Raw genomic sequence first — 18,792 nt, 5'->3', positions numbered from 1 at the left:
CTTTTGAACATAATCATTTTGTATGCCGCCTCGCTTAAATAGTAATTGTTACGATTTGAATCCCAAAAATTATTTTGTTTCCCGATGAAGGGTGTATTTCTTTAATCGTGGAGAATATTTTTTTAACTCCAATCTGTCTGGGTTCGTTCGTTTATTTTTTGTAGTGATATAGTTTCTGTCACCTGTTTCTGTACAGGCTAAGGTGATTTTCACGCGCATAAGTGCTATAACCCTCCTTTATTCCGTAATGATTACGATTTGTATTTTAAAATGATAAAGGCTGATTGTCAAGTTTAGTATCAAGGCTATGCCAACTCAAATAAAAAAGGGGTATCGCATTTTATTGATACCCCTTTCTATTAATAAAAGTCACCAAGTTCTTCTTCGTAATAATCTTCGTACTGTTGGACATCGGTAGGAAGCTCTTGGAGAAAGGCTAGCCCGCCTAGTATAAACATCAAAACGATAGCGATGAATGAGAGAATAACTGCGGCAATACTTGAAATGGCAAACAGTGTCTGCATTTTCATCATCTTAGCATATTGTTCCAATAATTCTTCGTAAGAAGTATCAGGCGCTTGAATCAATTGTTCAGCTGCTTTCACGGATTTTTGGACATGAATTCCCATCATAATCAGAAAAACGCCAATGGCAGCAGGAAGAACAAGCCAAAACCCACTGAGGATGGATAGACCACCTGAAATATAAAGAAAGATGCTCCCAACCTTTCCCCACTTTGTTATTGAATGAAGAGATTGAATGATTTTCTCAGTTTGTTGCAATTGTGTTCACTCCTTTATGTATTCACTCTATATCATACTTGAGCAAGTAGTACTTTAGGAAGAGTGAATTGACCTTATTTCTATCTTTTATTTACTTTTTATGGATAAATAAATTATTTTCGAATAAGAAAAAAGTAACAATTACTACAATTATAATCGAAAAATTTTGTCGTAAATAAGAAAAGTAGTTTGAAGTAATTAGAAAATTTATCAAAATATGTTGTTAGTTGTCTATCAATTGGTTATTATTGTATTGTATTACCATAAAAATTGGAAGGTGGAATTCATATGTTAGATCGAATTTTAAACAAAATGACCAATGTTCAACCTGCAGCTGCTAGATGTATTTTGCAAAGATTGGTAACTTCTTGCCAATCAGCACCAACTTGTTTCCTTCAAGGCGTTGGAACTTTCCGTTACTATGTGGATCGTGACACAGGTGAGATTTGTACTAGCCAAGAACGCGTTAAATGTGGCTGCTAAATTTAAGTATCTTATTTATTAGGGTGTGAACGCATGAGCATAACTCCAATTTCATTAGTAACAAATGCTATGCAGACGTCAAATAAGCGTCAAGCTGGCCATACATCAAATTCTTTTTTGACCCAAGCAGCGCAAATTGTTCAAGGCGACCATTCTCCAGAAGAGAGAAAGGCGTTATTTCAACAACTGACTTTAGTTCAGCAAGGAAAAGATTTAGAGCTTCATGTTTCTAAATTAAAGGAACTAGAGAAAGAGGTTCAAAAAGAGGGGTCTTCTTCCGTTACTGTGAATCAGCACGGTGATCAAGTTGACATTTCAAATGAAGCTCGCAGTGAGTTTGAACAAGCTGAGGAACAAACATCCGCTTCAAGCGAAGCTAATGAAATCGCTGCAGAGGAAAAAAGGAAGGATGTTCAGCCAAATTCACAATAATAAAAAATGAGGCATGTGTTTGATGCTCTTCACATGCCTCATTTATCTTTAGTTTGCAGCTAGTCTTGAATAAAGACCGTCTGGAAAAGGTGCTGCATATGAGATGGTATCATTGTCTTCTACCATGATGTAGAACGGGAACTCCTGAATTTGGAATGCGTTTATCAATTGTTCGTCTACCGGAATAATTCGCAAGTTTGTTTCGTTATCACGATATAATTCTTGGTCCTTTTTTTGCCCGTTTTTCAACAAAATACTCAATGAAACGTTTAGTTTACGCTGCTTTTTTGTTTCTAGGAATTGTTCGAGTGATGGAATGCAGTGCGGACATGCTGTGTCAGTGAAGATCAGTAATTGTTGTGTACGATTTGTTTGCAGCAGATCATTCATGTGAATGGGTGATGGCTGTTCGAGAAGTGGATGCGCAAGTTTCTGCCCCACGTGTTCTATAGGTAAGATGATAAGCTGCATCTGTTGTTTTAAATAGATGATAATTCCAGCCGTTAATAGAAGACTGCAAATCATAAGAGCGAGCTGTATAAGAAAAATTGAATTCATCGTATATCGTCCTCTCAAAGTGAAGTTACGCAAAGCTATCATATTACAAATATCAAAAATATGTCAATTATACTAAATGGTGTAAGGTGGAGCATCTCATGAGTACAGTGAACCATTGTTTATATGCAATCTCCTATACTTGGAAAAAAAGTCGTTCTTATCTTCTTTTAACTTTGTTCATTCAAGTGATCGTTGGTTTTATGCCTTTGGCTAGTGTCTGGATTATTCAAACTTTGATTAATGAAATTATTTTATTTATGACGTCTTCAGGTGACATCCAAAAGGTTTTGTGGTTATTTGGACTGCAAATGGTCATTGTGATTTTAGGATATGGGCTTCAATTTATTCTTCAGCTTAGTCAACAGAAAGCAACAAATCTGATTGGTCTCCATTTGAAAGGTGAATTGCTTCAAAAAGCGATAAGACTGCCGTTTATTACGTTTGAGCACCCGTCCTTTTACAATGAAAGTCAACGTGTGATGAACAGTCATCAGCATGTTCTCAGTATGGTGAGAAGTATTTTTACAATGATGAGCGCGTTGATTACTGTTGTATCACTTCTTATTTATATGATCGGTATTCATTGGGGCTTAGCGGTCATATTGTTCTTGTTTACCTTGCCTGTATTATGGATTGAACTTTTCTTTGGAGGCGCACGTTATCGATTAAATCGTTTGTTAACGGCTAATGATCGAAGAGAAATGTATGTATCTGATCTCGTCGCACAGCGAGATTCTTTAAAGGAAGTTCGTTTATATGGAATAGGGAATTATCTTCTTCAAAAGTGGAGAGGTCACTACGTTAAAAGTGCAGATGAAAAATATAATTTGCTGAAACGCCAAGTGCGCTGGGAGATGGCAGGCGGGTTGCTCATGACATTGGCCTATGTGTGCTGTGGTTTATTGATTGTCTTTCTTATTTTTCAAAAAAAATTAGCTGCGGGTACGTTTGTTGCAGTGCTACAAGCTGTACAAAACATTCAAAGTGGGTTTCAAGATTTAACGAGGGAATGTTCTAGTTTATATGAAACGAGCCTATATGTTGATGAAATGAGAGCTTTTCTAAAGAGAGAAGAGGAAATGCATGAACAGACGGAAGAGGCAGCGTCGCTTCAGGGAATTGAGCATATCCAGTCCATTACATTAGACAATCTCTCTTTTACTTATCCGAATATGAAAAAACCAGCGATTGAGCATATTCATTTTCATATGAATAAAGGTGAACGAATTGCATTAGTAGGAGATAATGGGTCCGGTAAAACCACTTTAATCAAATGTTTAACCGGCTTATACGATCCAGATCAACAGAATATGCACAAAGTCAATGGAGAGGATATTTCCACCATCCATAAAAAGACCTATCATGCGAGAATGGCTGTTCTTTTTCAAGATTTTATGAAGTACGAATTCACTGTGAGAGAAAACATAGGGTTTGGCCGTATTGATGATATAGAAGAGGAAGAGCGGTTGATTTCAGCCGCCCGTCAAGCAGGTATAGAGAAAAGAATTAATGAAATGGAAGACACATATGATGCGCAGCTAGGTCGCTTTTTTGAAGAGGGACATGAATTGTCTGGCGGACAATGGCAAAAGCTTGCGATGGCGAGAACCTTCTTTAGAGAAAGTGATTTTATTATTTTAGATGAACCGACCTCTGCTCTCGATCCATTGTCGGAGATCTCACTCATTCGAAAGTTGTTCGATCATACGCAGGATCAAGGTGTTTTGTTTATTACACATCGTATGGGAGCGGCCCGCTTAGCAGACCGTATCATCGTCATGAAAGATGGTGCTTTCATTGAAGAGGGCAACCATGATGAACTGATGGCATTACACGGAGAATACAGAAGGCTATACGAGGCACAATCTCAACTATTTCAACAAAAGGAGATGGTGTAAGGTGAGTGTCTTTTATTTCATAGGAGTCTATTTACTAGGAATCATTTTTGCAGGTGCATGGCTGGATAAAGCAAGGAAACAGAAGGCACATGTCCAGCAGATCAATGCTTATCGGCTGCTGCCGCCTTCTTTCGCGGCACCCATGTTTTATGTATTTTTGTTGATTGAGTTGGTTTGTACGATTCATTTGTTTATATGGAACATGTCTGTCCTGCCTGCAGTGGGCCTTACAGCCCTGTTATGTATTTACACTGGAGCGGTTACGTTCAATTTAATGAGGGGGCATCGTGATATTTCGTGCGGTTGTGGAGGATTACTGGAAAACGATCGCCTGCATTGGGGGATTGTGATTCGCAATCTGCTGATGCTTACTCTTGTGGCAGGGTTATTTTATGTACATCCTAGTGTTGAAATGATTTCATTGCGGTTGAAAATGATTTGTTTTCTCATTGCAGCGGCTGTCTGTTTGATCATAGCGGTCAGCCAAGAAATTGTGCTATTGAAGCGAAAGTGGATCGACTCATTCCAGATTGCAGATGGATCAATTATAGAAGGAGATAAAATGAAATGACAGATATTTTATTAATCATTGTGTTATTAATTGTCATTGCCCAGCTGGCTGTCGTGTTTTTGCTTGCCCGTTTTATCGGGAGATTTATGAATAAAATAAAATCTCTTGATGGAATTGAATTGAAGGAAGCGGATATTGGTGACCCGGCTCCGTTATTTCGCAGTTATTCGCATGTAGGTGAAAAGGTGATCTTGAAGGAGTATTTGCAAAATGGGCGAGCTGTGATGCTGTTATTTGTGAATTCTACTTGTATGACTTGTAAAAGTATTTTGTCTGATGTACAGCCTCAAACTTCACATGATGATGCTCATGTGATTGTTATTAATGGAGATGAACAAGCCGATGATGCCTCGCTTCTTCAATTGCTGCCGGAGCAAGCTGTTTATATGCGCTCATCACAAATTATGGAGTTGTATGGAGTAACAGTTGTTCCGCAAGCGCTTCTGATTGATGAACATGGTATCATTCTGAAAAGAAAATCGCTTCAAAATGCGAAGCAATTTGAGCAGTTGGTGCATGCTTCATAAAAAAAGCGTCTCTTTCTTCAAGAGACGCTCCAGCGTGTAGACAAACCCTCGCATTCTTTGTCAGTCCTGCGTGCTGGTGCTTACGAATGTGACATTCGCTCCGCGCCAGTACTCGTCCTTCCTCGGGCTGCAAAGGTTTTCTATCACGCTGAAAAGAAAACAAAGGGCTAAAATCAAGTTCATTTTAGCCCTTTGTCAACAATCTAAAGCGTCTCTTTCTTCAAGAGACGCTCAGTTTATAATTCTTTTCCTAAAATATCTAAGTCGTACCGATTGCCGTCCATTTCTGCGATGCGTGGCAAATGTCCCCAAGTCTCAAATCCGTGCTTCTTAAATAATTTGATGCTGGCTTCGTTGTGGCCGAAAATAAAGGCAAGTAACGTTCGGATGCCTAATGAGGGTGCCAATTCGAGCGCCTCTTGTAAGAACAGTGACCCTAAACCTTTTCCTCGATAGTTTTGGTTCAAGTAAATACTCATTTCAACAGTACCGTTGTATGCAGGTCTGCCGTAAAACGTTTCAAAACTGAGCCAGCCGTAGATATTTCCTTCCTCATCTGTTTTCACATAGAGAGGACGTTTCTCTGAATGATGCAAAAACCACTGACGGCGGTCTTCTACTGTAACAGGTTCTGTATCGGCCGTTACTTCTCTTGAAGCAATCGTTGAATTGTAGATATCGACGATCTCTTTGAGGTCATCTTCTGTTGCCATGCGGTTGAAAGTTTTCACCATATGTACCCCCATCTTTTTTCATTCATCATACATATTATTGATGCGATTGCGCAAAATAAAAAGAAAAATAATTTCGTGTGTATATATTTTTTGAAAAGTGTTCAGAATGTTGCTGAGGTGATGAAAAATGAGAGAGGAAGAAAAGAAACGTACTTCCAAAATCACAAAAGTTCAGCAATTTTTCCGTAAGCGCTGGGTATTCCCTGCTATTTACTTGGTCAGCGCAGCGGTCGTGTTAACAGCCGTTCTTTGGTATCAAGCTGTATCGAAAGATGTGAAAGACCAACTATCTGATGGAAATCAAACAGGACAAGAACAGCGTGATGATGCCGTTGAAGTTGGAAAGCCAATTGAAAATGTTGCTATGCCGGTCCAGAATTCTGAGAATGTTTCTGTCGTGAAAAAGTTCTATGAAGCAGATGCTGATCAAAAAGAAAAAGAAGCAGCACTTGTAAACTATAATAACACCTATACCTTAAGCAAAGGTATTGATCTTGCAGATAAAGATGGCAAAGTGTTTGATGTCACAGCTGCTCTTAGTGGAACAGTCGTTCAGGCGAAAAAAGATCCAGTTCTCGGTCACGTTGTTGAAATTGAACATGAAGATGGATTGTCTACTGTTTATCAATCGTTGTCTCAAGTGAGTGTAAAAGAAGGCGATGAAGTGAAACAGAATGATGTCATCGGTGCTTCTGGTAAGAATCTATATGGTGCTGAAAGCGGCAACCATGTTCACTTTGAAATTCGTATGGAAGGTTTAGCGCTTAATCCACTTAGCTTCATTGATAAGCCTGTTTCTTCCATTGAAAAAGCAGCGCAAGAAGTGACGGAAGAAGCAAAAGAACCTGCTCAGCCAAAAGCTGATGACAAAATGAAGGAACCTGCTGCTGACGATAAGGCAAAAGAGCCGACTGAAGAAAAATCTGAAGATAAGTCTGATGAAAAGGGGAAATCCTCTGATCAAGAAAAGTCTTCAGATTCCTCTAAAGACCGCAGTCAGTCAGAAGAAACAAAACAATCTTAATGTCATGTCAGATCCTCTGTGTAGATAAATGCACAGAGGTTTTTTTCTGTCTTTAAAAAACCTCCGCCATATGGCGGAGGGGATGCTATAAGGCGGCAGGTCCTTCTTCACCTGTCCGAATGTTGATTGTATTTTCTATCTCATATATAAAAATCTTCCCATCCCCTGGTTCTCCTGTACGAAGTACCTTTTGAGCCGTTTCCACGACCTGTTCAACAGGTACTTTGCTTAAGACGATTTCGATCTTTAAACGTTCGTACACATTGCTTTCCTTTTTGACGCCACGGTATAGTTCCGTATGTCCCTTTTGTAATCCGCAGCCGTGCACATTGGAAAAGGTAATCGAGGTGACACCAATCTTTCCAAGCTCCACCTTTAATGTTTCAAAATTAGCTGGACGTGTGACAATCTCCACTTTATACATTTTGCTCATAGAGACACCCCTTTTTCTTTAATCTTGATATGCTTTTTCGCCGTGCATCGTTAAATCAAGACCGACTGATTCTTCTTCTTCAGTTGCGCGAATCTTGAAGAAGATGTTGACGACTTTGATGATCACATATGTGACAACTGCAACAAAGACGTATGTGGCCACGATGGCGACAACTTGTTTCCAAAGTAAGCTTGGATCGCCATAAAATAAGCCGTTGGCTCCGCCATCATTGACAGATGTAGTGGCGAAAAGGCCTGTAGCAATGCCTCCCCAAGTACCGCCGATTCCGTGGAGACCGAATGCATCCAGTGCATCGTCATAGCCGAACTTGGCTTTGAGTGAATAGACGCCCCAGAAACAAACGATTCCGCCGATGATCCCGATGATAATCGAAGCAAATGGTGTGACAAAACCTGCGGCAGGTGTAATCGCTACTAGGCCTGCAATGGCGCCAGAGATTGCACCTAGCATCGTTGGTTTTTTGTTGATCATCCATTCGACCAACAGCCAGCCGATGATTCCTGCAGCAGCTGCTGTATTCGTGTTAATAAAGGCATACATGGCGACACTATCTAATGTGAGGGCACTTCCTACGTTAAATCCAAACCAGCCAAACCAAATCACAGCTCCACCAAGAAGTGTGTAGATCAAGTTATGCGGAGAAGAACTTGCCGCTTCTTTTCGCTTCCCGAGAACAATGGCTACGACTAGACCAGCCACACCTGATGAAATGTGGACGACGTTTCCACCGGCGAAGTCAAGTGCTCCCATTTCGCCAATCCAGCCGCCACCCCATACCCAGTGAGCGACTGGAGCGTATACAAATGTGACCCAAAGGAGTGTAAACACGACCACCGCTGAGTAACGAATACGTTCAGCGAAGGCACCAGAGATAATGGCTGTTGTGAGGACGGCAAAGGTCATTTGGAACATCATGAACAATGAATGTGGAATCGTGTCACTATATGAACCAGGTTCAAAGCCAACGCCTTTTAGTCCAACCCAGTCAAAGCCTCCGATCCATGCATTGCCTGGCGCAAAGGCCAGTGAATAGCCAAACACGATCCAGACGATAGAGACAATGGCTAGTGAGGTTAAGCTGTGCATTGTCGTACTTAACACGTTTTTACTTCTCACAAGTCCTCCGTAGAATAAGGCTAAACCCGGTGTCATTAACCACACGAGTAGTGCGCAGAAGAACATAAATACTGTATCACCCATTTGCATGCTGCATTCCCCCGAATCATTCAGAATTAATAGATTTCTTAATTCTTCATTATAGAGAGAAAAGTCATATATAACATATTCATGTAAGTTTATCTAACATGGTTTTTTGGTCATTATCAATATAAATGGATGAAAAGTTCGTAAAAAATGAGAATAAACGTGCATGAATCACGAAAAATAAAGGGCGTTTGACCTATAAAATCGAACTGAGAAACAATTTGGTTCGCTCCTCTTGAGGAGAATCAAATAATTCTGATGGGGTACCTTGTTCGACAATTCGTCCTTCATGCATATAAACAACTCGGTCAGCTACTTCTTTTGCAAAGCCCATTTCATGAGTGACGATGACCATTGTCATGCCTTCTTTGGCAAGACTTTTCATGGTTTGCAGCACTTCGCCTACAAGCTCTGGGTCCAGCGCAGAAGTAGGCTCGTCAAATAACATGACATCGGGCTTCATGGCGAGAGCTCGTGCGATGGCAACGCGCTGTTTTTGACCGCCTGATAGCTTTGAAGGGTACACTTTTGCTTTATCCGCTAGTCCGACTTTCTCTAATAAGACATTGGCTTCAGTTATCGCTTGTGCTTTCTTTGTTTTTTTCACCATGACCGGTGCTTCGATGATGTTTTCAAGCACGGTTTTGTGCGGAAAGAGATTAAAATGCTGAAACACCATGCCTATTTTCTGCCTCATTTCGTTTAATTGATCTCGTTTTGGATGAACGGGACTGCCATCAATGATGATCTGACCGTCATTTTTTATTTCTAAAAAATTCATACAACGGAGTAAGGTGCTTTTCCCAGAGCCGCTTGCACCAATTAAGACGACGACATCATTTTCATATACAGTGAGATCGATATCTTTTAAGACATGCAGCTCTCCAAAGTATTTATTCAGTTTTTCAACACGAATGATCTCTTTTGATTCTGTCATGCTTCTCCTCCTAATGATCACTGACTGATAGTTTTTTCTCAACGGTTTGCACAGCGAATGTTAACAGCAGGACAAGAACTAAGTAATAGACAGCCACGACAAGTAAGTACGTCATGTTGTCAAAACTGTTGGAGCCTTGAGTAGTGGCTATGTTAAAGAGTTCATTGACGCTGATGAAGGCAGCAAGTGATGAATCTTTTAAGCCGATGATAAACTGATTGCCGAGAGGGGGAAGGGCGCGCCGCATCGCTTGCGGGAGAATGATACGTCTCATGGTTAGAAATCGCCCCATGCCAAGAGAACGTCCTGCTTCTTTTTGACCTTGATCGATTGATTGAATCGCCCCTCTGAATATTTCTGCTATATAGGCACCGTTATGGAAGGCAAGCGCAATAGAGGCTGCCCAAAAGTCGGGTATATTTAATTCTGTCAGCCCAAAATACAGGATAAAAATCTGCACAATGAGTGGTGTCCCGCGTACAAGGAAGATATAGGCATTTGCGATATAACCGAAAACAGCCACGCGGGATATTTTTAGTAAGGCAAAGAAAAGCCCGATGAACATGCCGATGAAAATACTGATGACAGTGAGTTGTAAGGTGAGCAGCATTCCTTCTAAGAAAACGCCTCTAGAATCAATCAGCGTTTGAAAAAAGTGTGATAAGGTAGGCAAAACAATCATCTCCATTTGAAGAAAGTGCGCCTAGAGAAAGGCGCACAATCGTGGTTTTAATCCTGTTTGACGGTAATATCTTCGTCAAAATACTTTTCGCTAATTTGTCTTAATGTTCCGTCTTTTTTGAGTGCATCAATCGCATCATTGATCTCTTTCATGAGCTCTTTATTGTCTTTAGAGACAGCGATTGCTTGCTCACTTTGCCCGAGTCTTTCTTGTGCTTCAATTTTAAGTTTTTTCTTCATGGCTTCTGCACCTGTGGCAAAATCAGTGACGACCGCATCGTGTTTGCCGTTGGCTAGTGCTTCTAAAGCGACAACATCACTGTCGTAATATTTTGGTTCCTGCCCGCTATGTTCTTTGGCAATATCCGCATAGGACGAACCTTTAGAGACAGCGATTTCTTTGTTTTTTAAGTCATTTGCACTGTGAATGTCTGCGCCGGGTCTTGTGAAGATTTGCGGACCGGAGTAGTAATACGGTTGAGAAAAAAGGACGTGTTTTTTTCGTTCCTCGTTGATGGTATGACTTGCAACGGCCGCATCAAATTTGCCTGCTTTGACGCCTTCGACGATGCCTGCGAATTTATATTTTTTCTGTACAGGCTCGAGGCCTATCTTGTCGCTAATCGCATTGCCGACATCAATATCAAAGCCGGACATCTGGTTTCCATCCATGTAACTGAATGGGTGGAATTCACCTGATGCTGCAAAAATAAATTTCCCATCTTCCAAAATCGGCGACCCTTTCGCTGTAGAATTACGTTTATCTCCGTTCCCATTTGTTTCATTTGAACCGCACGAAGACAGAAGTAATACTGCAACCGAGAAAAGGGCTGGGACCCAAAACCGTCTTTTTTTAATAATAAGCTTCTCCTCCTTTTCAGCCGTTCTCCGTATAAGGAGAAAGTAGGCTTTTAAATATGTGTAGCATCTTACCATTTGTTCCTCATATTCTCAATTTTATATGCGCTTTTCCAACACTTGCCCTTTTTAGAATGTATGTCTTGCTTTTCGGAGAGAGAACTTGAATTGCTAAGGGTAAAAAAGGGAAATGAATCTCATAATAACGAGGAGATAGACAAAGAACGTGTATGTCAAAAGAAGGGGGCGGGTGTATGATCAAATGGAAAGACAACCGGAATGTTTTTTTAACGGCGATTGCTTTTGGCACGATGTTAAATCCACTGAATTCCTCGATGATTTCTTTAGCCTTGCATCAAATTCAGCATGAGTTCGGTTTGTCGTTTACGACGGTATCTTGGCTCATTTCAACCTTTTATTTGGCCAGCGCGGTCACGCAGCCGGTGAGTGGACGAATTGGAGATCATGTGATGAGCCGGAGAACCTTATTTTTATTTGGACTAGTTCTAGTGGCAGTCTCAGCCATTTGTGCGCCGTTTGCCCCGACTTTTGCGGTGCTGATTGTGATCCGGCTTCTTCAGGCGATTGGAAGCAGTGCGATCTATCCTTCAGGTGTTGGACTGATTCGGGATCATGTGAAGGAACGACAAGCTTCTGCTTTAGCGGTATTGTCCATCTTTGCTTCAGCGATGACAGCACTCGGGCCGACACTTGGCGGGTTTTTGATGACGATCGGCAGCTGGCCGGCGATCTTTTTAGTGAATCTGCCATTCATATTGATCAGTTTTTTTCTAGGCTTTTCCTTATTTCCTAAGGAGAAGAAGAAAAAATTGCGTATCGGAGACACTGTCCGAAAGCTTGATTTGCCAGGGATGTTGCTATTTACAGTTTGTATTGTCCTTTTGCTTTCTTTTTTATTATCACTATCTGATGGTATTCAGTATGTACAGGGCATTCTCTGTCTTTTGAGTGCGGGTGCTTTTATATGGTGGGAGCATCAGGTGGATGAGCCATTTATCCAAATTCGGATGTTCAGGCAGGAGAAACGGCTTTCACTTGTGTATGTGCAATTTATCATTTTAAATATTTTCTTCTATTGTCTCTTTTTTGGCTTGCCAAGTTATTTTCAGGATGAATTGGGCTGGCGTGTGGAGATGACGGGTCTCTTTATGCTTTGCATGTCTGGCGTGAGCATAATGGTATCACCGCTGACTGGCAAGTGGGTAGATCGCGGCGATGAACGGCACCCTGTTTTGGCAAGTGCTGTGCTGATGCTGGCCGGCGCTTCCGCCATGACTTTCTTTTTTATTCCTGCGCCATTCTGGGGGAAAGGACTGGTTCTTGCTTTGCTTGGACTCAGTTACGGGATTGGAAATGTTGCGCTTCAAGCTGCGATGTTAAAAGCCAGTCCTCAACAAATGATTGGCACGACCTCTGGGCTTTTTCAAACATGCAGGTACCTTGGCTCCATTCTGTCATCTGCCGTGCTTGGCATGCTGTTTGGTGAGGAAATTGCAGGTTCTCATTTTGAACAATTAGGCTGGACATTGATCATGATTTCTCTTGTCGGCATTAGCGTCAGCCTTTATTTTTCGAGTATGGTCAGAGGAAAACAAACAATGAAAAGAGCGGCTGGGATAAAGTAGAAGAGAGGTCTTCCATACTTTATCGCAAGCCGCTTAAGAGTTGGACAGGTCTGATCCTTGGTCCTTTTGCTTCCTTCTGAAAATTTTGCCCACAATGTTCTCGTAAAATGTCACGATACGGTCAATTGGAGAGTCAAAGAACTTCCATAATTTATTCATGATAAAGACAACCACAATCGATACGATCAAGCTGCCTAATACATCAAATGGATAATGATGACCGACCCAGATGCGGGAGAACCCTGTCAGTAATCCAAAAACAAGCAAAATATTGCCGAGTTTTTTATTACGGGATCGAATGGCTAGTGAAAGAGCCAGTGCACCTGTTGTGTGGTCACTTGGGAAGGAAGCGTCTGCTGAGTGCGGGATGAGTGTGTCGACTTTGTGCGCCACAAACGGCCGCTCTTCATAATAAAACAGCGTAATGGCAAAATTGACGATGAGTGCCACGATGCCTGTTACACCGGAAAAGAAGACATGCTTCTTAAATTTGTGATTACCTAAAAACCAGCAAATCAATAAGACGAGGGCATATACGAGAATGGCCTTTTTCGTAATGAAAATCATGGCCTGATCTAAAAACTCAGAATGATGAGCCATCCCGTGTATGACTTTAAACAATTCGTAATTCAAAACATCACCTATACTTTCGCTTAACGCCAACTATTTTTCAAAAGACCTATCTGTTCATTTGAAATATCCTATATTTTAGCATGTTTTCAGTGAAGTTTAAAACAGTATCCTATTCTGATAGGGAAACCTTTTGTGCTTTTGCTTCTTGCGGTTTTCGTTCGCTCCAATAAAAAACGCCCATGCTGAGTAACACGACAACGCCCGCAATGAGATATACATTTGAAAAATCTGTGAAGCTGACAAGCAGTCCGAAGACAAATGATCCAGCGGCAATCCCCGTATCATATAGGGTAAAGAAAGTTGCTGTGGCGTAGCCTGTACGGTGTGCTGGTGAGTGCTGTATCGCAAGTGTTTGTAGACATGGCACCAAAGAGCCGTAGCCAAGGCCGATGACAGCGCCGGATAAAAGAAGCATGGTGGCTGTTTGTGTAGCGGTCAGCATCCATAAACCAATCGCAAAGAGAGCAATCGATGGATAGATCACAATATGAGGCCCGACTCGGTCAAACAGTCTGCCTGTAAATGGACGTGATCCAAGCATCGCAGCTGCAAAAACAATGAAGAAATAACTGCTTGCACCCATTAGGTTCAGGGAATTGGCATAGACTGAAATAAATGAAATGATTGGCGAGTAACAGAAGGAGATAATGATTCCAACTGCTGCCGTTTTTAAAGCACCTTTTTCAAACAGGTGAGAAAAAGTGAATCGAAAGATGACACTTCCGCCGTTTTCAGGCTCTGGCTGTCTAATCAGCATCGTGAAAGCTGCACCGATGGAGACTATTATCGAAAAGAGAAGAAATAAAGAATGGAATCCTACTTTTCCGACTTGATTCAGTGCGATAAACGGACCGATGACCACGGCAAGGTTCATCGACATCACAAAGTATCCAAGACCCTCTCCTCGTTTATGTTTCGGAATCATATCAGCTGCAATAGCACTTGCTACGGTTGTCAAAATGCTGAAGAAGATTCCTTGCACGAAACGCAATATGAGAAGTGTTTGGAATTGATCAATTGGAATGTATAAATAAGTGAGCAGGGCAAAAGCCGTTGAAGAAAAAATCGCCATGCGTTTCTTGCCGAATTTCTCAATAATGGCCCCTGAAAATGGTCTTGTCACAATTGCTGATAATAAGAAGACCGTCACAAGGAGGCCGCCCTGTGATTCTGTTCCATTTAATTCATCCATTGTGTAAATGGGGAGTAGTGTCAAAAGGGCATAAAAAGAGGTGAATGTAAATAAATTCACCAGGACAATCATGATAAAGTCTTTTGTCCAAATGCGTTCGTTCATGGTGTAAGTCACTTCCTATTCAGTTGATAATTTGTGTAAAAGTGTATGGAGGAGTTGTTTTTCTTCGTAGGTAAAATCTGAAAGACATTCTTCTTCAAATTGTTCCATCGTCTGTTTGATTTCTTTAAACTTTGCTTTTGCATCGTCTGTCATGACGATGAGATTCTCACGTTTGTCTTTTCCTTGGACTCGTTTCACCCAGCCGTTTGCTTCTAGACGCGTCACGGTTCTGGTAATCGTCGGTGCTTCGACGTTCAAATAGGTCCAAATGTCTTTTTGCGTTTTAGGACCGAATGTATCCAAACAAAAAAGTACAGTCCACTGGGACATGTACAAGTCATAAGCAGCAAGCGCTTCGTTCGCTTTTTTAGACAGCAGCCGGGCGCTTTGATGTATTTGATGTAAACACTCTCTGTTTAACGTATCCATAGGCTCACCTTTATTCATTATTTATCTAGGTAAATAAATTCACCTTTCCTATTTTACGTGTTACACCGATGCTTGTAAAGTGAAAATTTTCGCCACTCGAAATGATTTTTTGTTTTGTCTTTTCTGATAAATCCCTTGTCCCATCTTCATTTTTAGCATATTCCCTATGCAATGCTAATACACTGTTACAAACCTGACAAAGAGAGTGTTTGAGGTGAGGGATCGTGTTTGGCATTTACTACCTAATGGATGAGAAATTAAGACGAACAAGCGCCGCTGAAAATGGATAATATTGATACGGATCTCATTTCACACTTCTCACATCCATTTTAGGGAGGTCGAGTGGTGTGCACGATTACATCAAAGAGCGAACAATCAAGATAGGAAAGTATATCGTGGAGACAAAGAAAACCGTTCGTGTAATTGCGAAAGAATTTGGAGTCTCTAAAAGTACTGTACACAAGGATCTAACAGAAAGACTGCCAGAAATTAATCCAGATCTGGCTAACGAAGTGAAGGAGATACTGGATTATCATAAATCAATCCGTCACCTGCGAGGGGGAGAAGCCACAAAGTTAAAGTATAAAAAAGAAGAAATTTTAGAAGGTGAGCCTGTAAAACAGTAAGCTTTAGTTCTTTGTTCATAAACATGATATATATATCTTCCTCTTATCGGTAGTTTCTAACCACAAATTTTGTAAAGACTTTTGTAAAGAAATATCTTTTTTTCTTCAAATTATGATAGAATATATAATTAGGGCAGAATGTGGTATTTGCTATGGAAACAGATTTTCAAGGAGGATATATATAGATGTTTGCTAGGGATATTGGAATTGATCTTGGTACTGCAAATGTACTGATTCATGTCAAAGGAAAAGGAATTGTGTTAAATGAACCATCTGTTGTCGCTCTTGATAAAAACAGCGGGAAAGTATTAGCTGTTGGAGAAGAAGCGAGACGTATGGTTGGACGTACGCCTGGGAATATTGTTGCGATTCGTCCATTAAAAGATGGCGTAATTGCTGATTTTGAAGTAACTGAAGCGATGCTCAAGCATTTTATTAACAAATTGAATGTGAAAGGGCTGTTCTCTAAGCCGCGTATGCTCATCTGCTGCCCGACAAACATTACATCTGTTGAGCAGAAGGCAATCAAAGAAGCTGCTGAAAAAAGCGGCGGGAAGCATGTATTTCTTGAAGAAGAGCCAAAAGTAGCAGCAATTGGTGCTGGTATGGATATTTTTCAGCCAAGTGGAAACATGGTCGTAGATATTGGAGGCGGAACGACAGATATCGCTGTCATCTCGATGGGTGACATTGTAACCGCCTCTTCTATTAAAATGGCTGGAGACAAATTTGATCTGGAAATTCTCAACTACATCAAAAAAGAGTACAAGCTGTTGATCGGTGAGCGAACTGCAGAGGACATTAAGATCCAAGTTGCAACGGTATTCCCAGACGCACGTCACGAAGAGATCTCGATTCGTGGACGAGATATGGTGACAGGATTACCAAGAACGATTACCGTCACAAGCAAAGAAGTAGAAGAAGCATTACGTGAATCTGTATCTGCCATTGTTCAGGCTGCGAAACAAGTTCTTGAAAGAACACCACCTGAATTATCAGCTGATATCATTGACCGCGGCGTCATCATTACTGGTGGCGGAGCGCTTCTAAACGGGCTTGATCAATTGCTTGCAGAAGAGCTGAAAGTACCAGTTTTCGTTGCAGAAAATCCAATGGATTGTGTAGCAGTTGGTACTGGCGTGATGCTTGATAATATGGACAAGCTGCCAAAGCGTAAACTCAGCTAATGATTTCCCTCATTCTTTTTAGAAAGAATGGGGGATTTTTATTAAAGAAGCCTGCCAATATGCCGATATATTTCATAGAAGATTGTGTACTGATGATTTTAGGTCATGTGAAAGAATTTGAATGAGGTGAGCACGTGTTAAAAGGACTATACACCGCAACATCTGCCATGATCGCTCAAGAGCGGCGGACAGAAATGCTTTCAAATAATATCGCAAATGCGAATACTCCAGGCTATAAAGCAGATGAAGGGGCCATGCGCGCATTTCCAGAAATGCTGCTAAGCCGAATGGAATCAGGACGTTTCCAAACATCTTCAGGCAAAGGCTTTAGTATCCCGCAGCAAACGGCGATTGGCGGAATTAATACGGGAACATACATGCAGGAGTTAATTCCTCAATTTACACAAGGAACATTAAAAACAACGGATCAAACAACGGATATCGCATTAGTAGAAAATAATGTACCCATCAACCCAGAGACAAATCAAAAGTCAGCGCTTTTTTATGCTGTGAATACACCAGAAGGCGTTCGTTATACGAAAAGCAGTTCCATTACATTGAATGATCAAAATCAGTTGACGATCAATGGACGTGCCCTTCTTTCCGTGACGGGCCAGCCGATTACCGTTCAAAGTGAGAATTTCAAAGTGAACGCAGATGGAACCGTGAGTGAAAACGGACAAAACCTTGGACAAATTGATGTACGTGTTGCAATGGATACAAGAAACCTTGCGCGTGAAGGAAATGATTTATACCGTACAGCTGATAATCAGCCTCTTCCAAGTGCGGTCAATAACGGTCAAATGTCCTATACATTAAGCCAAGGTGTATCAGAGCTGTCGAACGTTGATGTGACGAAATCATATACAGAAATGACAACAGCCTACCGCGCATTTGAAACAAACCAAAAAGTGGTTCAGGCATATGATAAGAGTTTAGAAAAAGCAGTGAACGAAATCGGAAGAGTGTATTAATGAAGAAATGAAGAGAGAGGAGGATTCTCATGCTTAGAACGATGATCAATGCAGCTGTGTCGATGAACGAGGTGCAAAAGCAGCTTGATATCATTAGTAATAACATCGCAAACAGTGAAACAACAGGGTATCGCGCGAAAAACACCCGTTTTTCAGAGCTGGTCAGACAACAGTTTAATCAGGTAGATGAAAAAAATGAGCAGGTGGCAAACAGTCGTCTGACACCTGCTGGTTTAAGGCTTGGAACTGGAACGATGGTCAATGCATCCATTAACTCATTGCAAGGGTCTATTAAAGAAACAGGCCGTGACCTTGATGTTGCATTTGGTGCGCCATCTCAGTATTTGCAGGTTAATGCTGGCGGTAACATCCGGTATACAAGAGATGGCTCTCTTTATTTACAGCCAGGAAATAATCGGAATCAAGTCCAGCTGGTGACAAGCGAAGGCCATCCGATTCTTGACGAAAACGGGAATGAGATTGTCTTAAATGCGAATTTCCGTGATATTTCTATCGATAAAAATGGCCGGCTTACAGCTATTTCTCGAGGCAATCAACCGAATCAGCAGGTGAATCTTGGGGTTGTTCAAGTGAATAATTCTTCAGCACTCATCTCTGAAGGAGAAAATTTGTTCTCAGTCGACGGCAACTATCAAGGCGCTTTAATGGCACTGAATGGGGCAAACCGTCAGGCCATTCAACTTCAGCAAGGTGCACTTGAAACGTCGAATGTGGACATGTCTAAAGAATTAACAGACCTCATGACAACACAGCGTTCGTATCAGATGAACTCAAGAACCATTACGATGGGCGATCAGATGCTAGGACTCATTAATACCATTCGATAATGAGCAGGCG

22 protein-coding genes are annotated in these 18,792 nt (G+C 41.2%); 10 read left to right on the top strand and 12 right to left on the bottom strand.

All coding sequences use genetic code 11. The annotated features are described in order from the left end of the window. Positions 1-69: 69 nt before the first annotated feature. Both rpmG and FBF75_RS07930 read right to left on the bottom strand, forming a co-directional pair. Positions 70-219 (bottom strand): 50S ribosomal protein L33, encoded by a 150-nt coding sequence (rpmG, locus tag FBF75_RS07935; protein ID WP_003214771.1) that lies wholly within the window; start codon positions 217-219, stop codon positions 70-72. Between the two features lie 140 nt (positions 220-359). After that, positions 360-782: a DUF5362 family protein gene (locus FBF75_RS07930; protein ID WP_007497598.1), complete on the bottom strand. Its 423-nt coding sequence runs from the start codon at positions 780-782 to the stop codon at positions 360-362. A 516-nt stretch (positions 783-1,298) separates the two neighbouring features. On the opposite strand from FBF75_RS07930, the gene FBF75_RS07920 reads away from it, so the two are divergent. Then, the gene (locus FBF75_RS07920) at positions 1,299-1,697 is read left to right on the top strand and encodes a hypothetical protein (protein ID WP_017360028.1); all 399 of its coding nucleotides are present in this window, start codon (positions 1,299-1,301) and stop codon (positions 1,695-1,697) included. A 48-nt stretch (positions 1,698-1,745) separates the two neighbouring features. Here FBF75_RS07920 and FBF75_RS07915 read toward each other — a convergent pair whose 3' ends face one another. Next, a complete protein-coding gene (locus tag FBF75_RS07915; protein WP_017360027.1) occupies positions 1,746-2,255 on the bottom strand; it encodes a hypothetical protein in 510 nt (169 codons plus the stop codon). A gap of 98 nt (positions 2,256-2,353) precedes the next feature. On the opposite strand from FBF75_RS07915, the gene FBF75_RS07910 reads away from it, so the two are divergent. The 3 genes from FBF75_RS07910 to FBF75_RS07900 are packed head-to-tail and all read left to right on the top strand — an operon-like array spanning position 2,354 to position 5,251. Beyond that, the gene (locus FBF75_RS07910; protein WP_017360026.1) at positions 2,354-4,153 is read left to right on the top strand and encodes an ABC transporter ATP-binding protein; all 1,800 of its coding nucleotides are present in this window, start codon (positions 2,354-2,356) and stop codon (positions 4,151-4,153) included. A gap of 1 nt (position 4,154) precedes the next feature. Beyond that, complete coding sequence (locus tag FBF75_RS07905; RefSeq protein WP_017360025.1) at positions 4,155-4,724, top strand: MauE/DoxX family redox-associated membrane protein; 570 nt, start codon at positions 4,155-4,157, stop codon at positions 4,722-4,724. Next, positions 4,721-5,251, top strand: coding sequence for a TlpA family protein disulfide reductase (locus FBF75_RS07900; protein WP_007497592.1), 531 nt, complete (start codon positions 4,721-4,723; stop codon positions 5,249-5,251). The genes FBF75_RS07905 and FBF75_RS07900 overlap by 4 nt, the downstream gene beginning before the upstream one ends. A gap of 236 nt (positions 5,252-5,487) precedes the next feature. On the opposite strand, the gene FBF75_RS07895 is transcribed toward FBF75_RS07900, so the two are convergent. Beyond that, complete coding sequence (locus tag FBF75_RS07895) at positions 5,488-5,985, bottom strand: GNAT family N-acetyltransferase (RefSeq protein ID WP_017360024.1); 498 nt, start codon at positions 5,983-5,985, stop codon at positions 5,488-5,490. A 127-nt stretch (positions 5,986-6,112) separates the two neighbouring features. On the opposite strand from FBF75_RS07895, the gene spoIIQ reads away from it, so the two are divergent. Next, the gene (gene spoIIQ, locus FBF75_RS07890) at positions 6,113-7,009 is read left to right on the top strand and encodes a stage II sporulation protein SpoIIQ (protein WP_008343344.1); all 897 of its coding nucleotides are present in this window, start codon (positions 6,113-6,115) and stop codon (positions 7,007-7,009) included. 85 nt (positions 7,010-7,094) lie between these two features. On the opposite strand, the gene FBF75_RS07885 is transcribed toward spoIIQ, so the two are convergent. The 5 genes from FBF75_RS07885 to FBF75_RS07865 form a co-directional block, all read right to left on the bottom strand. Next, entirely contained in the window at positions 7,095-7,442 is a 348-nt protein-coding gene (locus FBF75_RS07885) for a P-II family nitrogen regulator (RefSeq protein ID WP_007497589.1), read from the bottom strand. Between the two features lie 18 nt (positions 7,443-7,460). Next, positions 7,461-8,669 (bottom strand): ammonium transporter, encoded by a 1,209-nt coding sequence (locus FBF75_RS07880; RefSeq protein ID WP_008343343.1) that lies wholly within the window; start codon positions 8,667-8,669, stop codon positions 7,461-7,463. A 193-nt stretch (positions 8,670-8,862) separates the two neighbouring features. Further along, positions 8,863-9,603: an amino acid ABC transporter ATP-binding protein gene (locus FBF75_RS07875; protein ID WP_008343342.1), complete on the bottom strand. Its 741-nt coding sequence runs from the start codon at positions 9,601-9,603 to the stop codon at positions 8,863-8,865. 10 nt (positions 9,604-9,613) lie between these two features. Beyond that, positions 9,614-10,291 (bottom strand): amino acid ABC transporter permease, encoded by a 678-nt coding sequence (locus FBF75_RS07870; RefSeq protein ID WP_007497584.1) that lies wholly within the window; start codon positions 10,289-10,291, stop codon positions 9,614-9,616. A gap of 41 nt (positions 10,292-10,332) precedes the next feature. After that, on the bottom strand, positions 10,333-11,220 hold the full coding sequence (locus tag FBF75_RS07865) for a transporter substrate-binding domain-containing protein (protein ID WP_017360022.1): 888 nt from the start codon (positions 11,218-11,220) through the stop codon (positions 10,333-10,335). Between the two features lie 176 nt (positions 11,221-11,396). Here FBF75_RS07865 and FBF75_RS07860 point away from each other — a divergent pair, with 176 nt between their 5' ends. Then, a complete protein-coding gene (locus tag FBF75_RS07860) occupies positions 11,397-12,788 on the top strand; it encodes an MFS transporter (RefSeq protein ID WP_136944604.1) in 1,392 nt (463 codons plus the stop codon). A gap of 33 nt (positions 12,789-12,821) precedes the next feature. On the opposite strand, the gene FBF75_RS07855 is transcribed toward FBF75_RS07860, so the two are convergent. The 3 genes from FBF75_RS07855 to FBF75_RS07845 form a co-directional block, all read right to left on the bottom strand. Next, entirely contained in the window at positions 12,822-13,421 is a 600-nt protein-coding gene (locus FBF75_RS07855; protein WP_008343330.1) for an undecaprenyl-diphosphatase, read from the bottom strand. Positions 13,422-13,530: 109 nt separating this feature from the next. Then, on the bottom strand, positions 13,531-14,718 hold the full coding sequence (locus FBF75_RS07850) for an MFS transporter (protein WP_136944603.1): 1,188 nt from the start codon (positions 14,716-14,718) through the stop codon (positions 13,531-13,533). A gap of 15 nt (positions 14,719-14,733) precedes the next feature. Next, a complete protein-coding gene (locus FBF75_RS07845) occupies positions 14,734-15,147 on the bottom strand; it encodes a MarR family winged helix-turn-helix transcriptional regulator (protein WP_025208119.1) in 414 nt (137 codons plus the stop codon). A gap of 347 nt (positions 15,148-15,494) precedes the next feature. Here FBF75_RS07845 and spoIIID point away from each other — a divergent pair, with 347 nt between their 5' ends. The 4 genes from spoIIID (at position 15,495) to FBF75_RS07825 (ending at position 18,782) form a co-directional block, all read left to right on the top strand. Next, entirely contained in the window at positions 15,495-15,773 is a 279-nt protein-coding gene (gene spoIIID / locus FBF75_RS07840) for a sporulation transcriptional regulator SpoIIID (protein WP_008343327.1), read from the top strand. A gap of 185 nt (positions 15,774-15,958) precedes the next feature. Next, complete coding sequence (mbl, locus tag FBF75_RS07835) at positions 15,959-16,960, top strand: cell shape-determining protein Mbl (protein ID WP_007497573.1); 1,002 nt, start codon at positions 15,959-15,961, stop codon at positions 16,958-16,960. Positions 16,961-17,094: 134 nt separating this feature from the next. Further along, positions 17,095-17,934 (top strand): flagellar hook-basal body protein, encoded by an 840-nt coding sequence (locus FBF75_RS07830; protein ID WP_017360018.1) that lies wholly within the window; start codon positions 17,095-17,097, stop codon positions 17,932-17,934. A 29-nt stretch (positions 17,935-17,963) separates the two neighbouring features. Further along, on the top strand, positions 17,964-18,782 hold the full coding sequence (locus FBF75_RS07825) for a flagellar hook-basal body protein (RefSeq protein WP_025208118.1): 819 nt from the start codon (positions 17,964-17,966) through the stop codon (positions 18,780-18,782). Positions 18,783-18,792 lie beyond the last annotated feature (10 nt).

The organism is Bacillus sp. S2(2019) (genome assembly GCF_005144805.1).
In the GTDB taxonomy this organism is placed as follows: domain Bacteria; phylum Bacillota; class Bacilli; order Bacillales; family Bacillaceae; genus Bacillus; species Bacillus altitudinis.
This window is presented reverse-complemented; position numbering and strand designations above follow the sequence as displayed.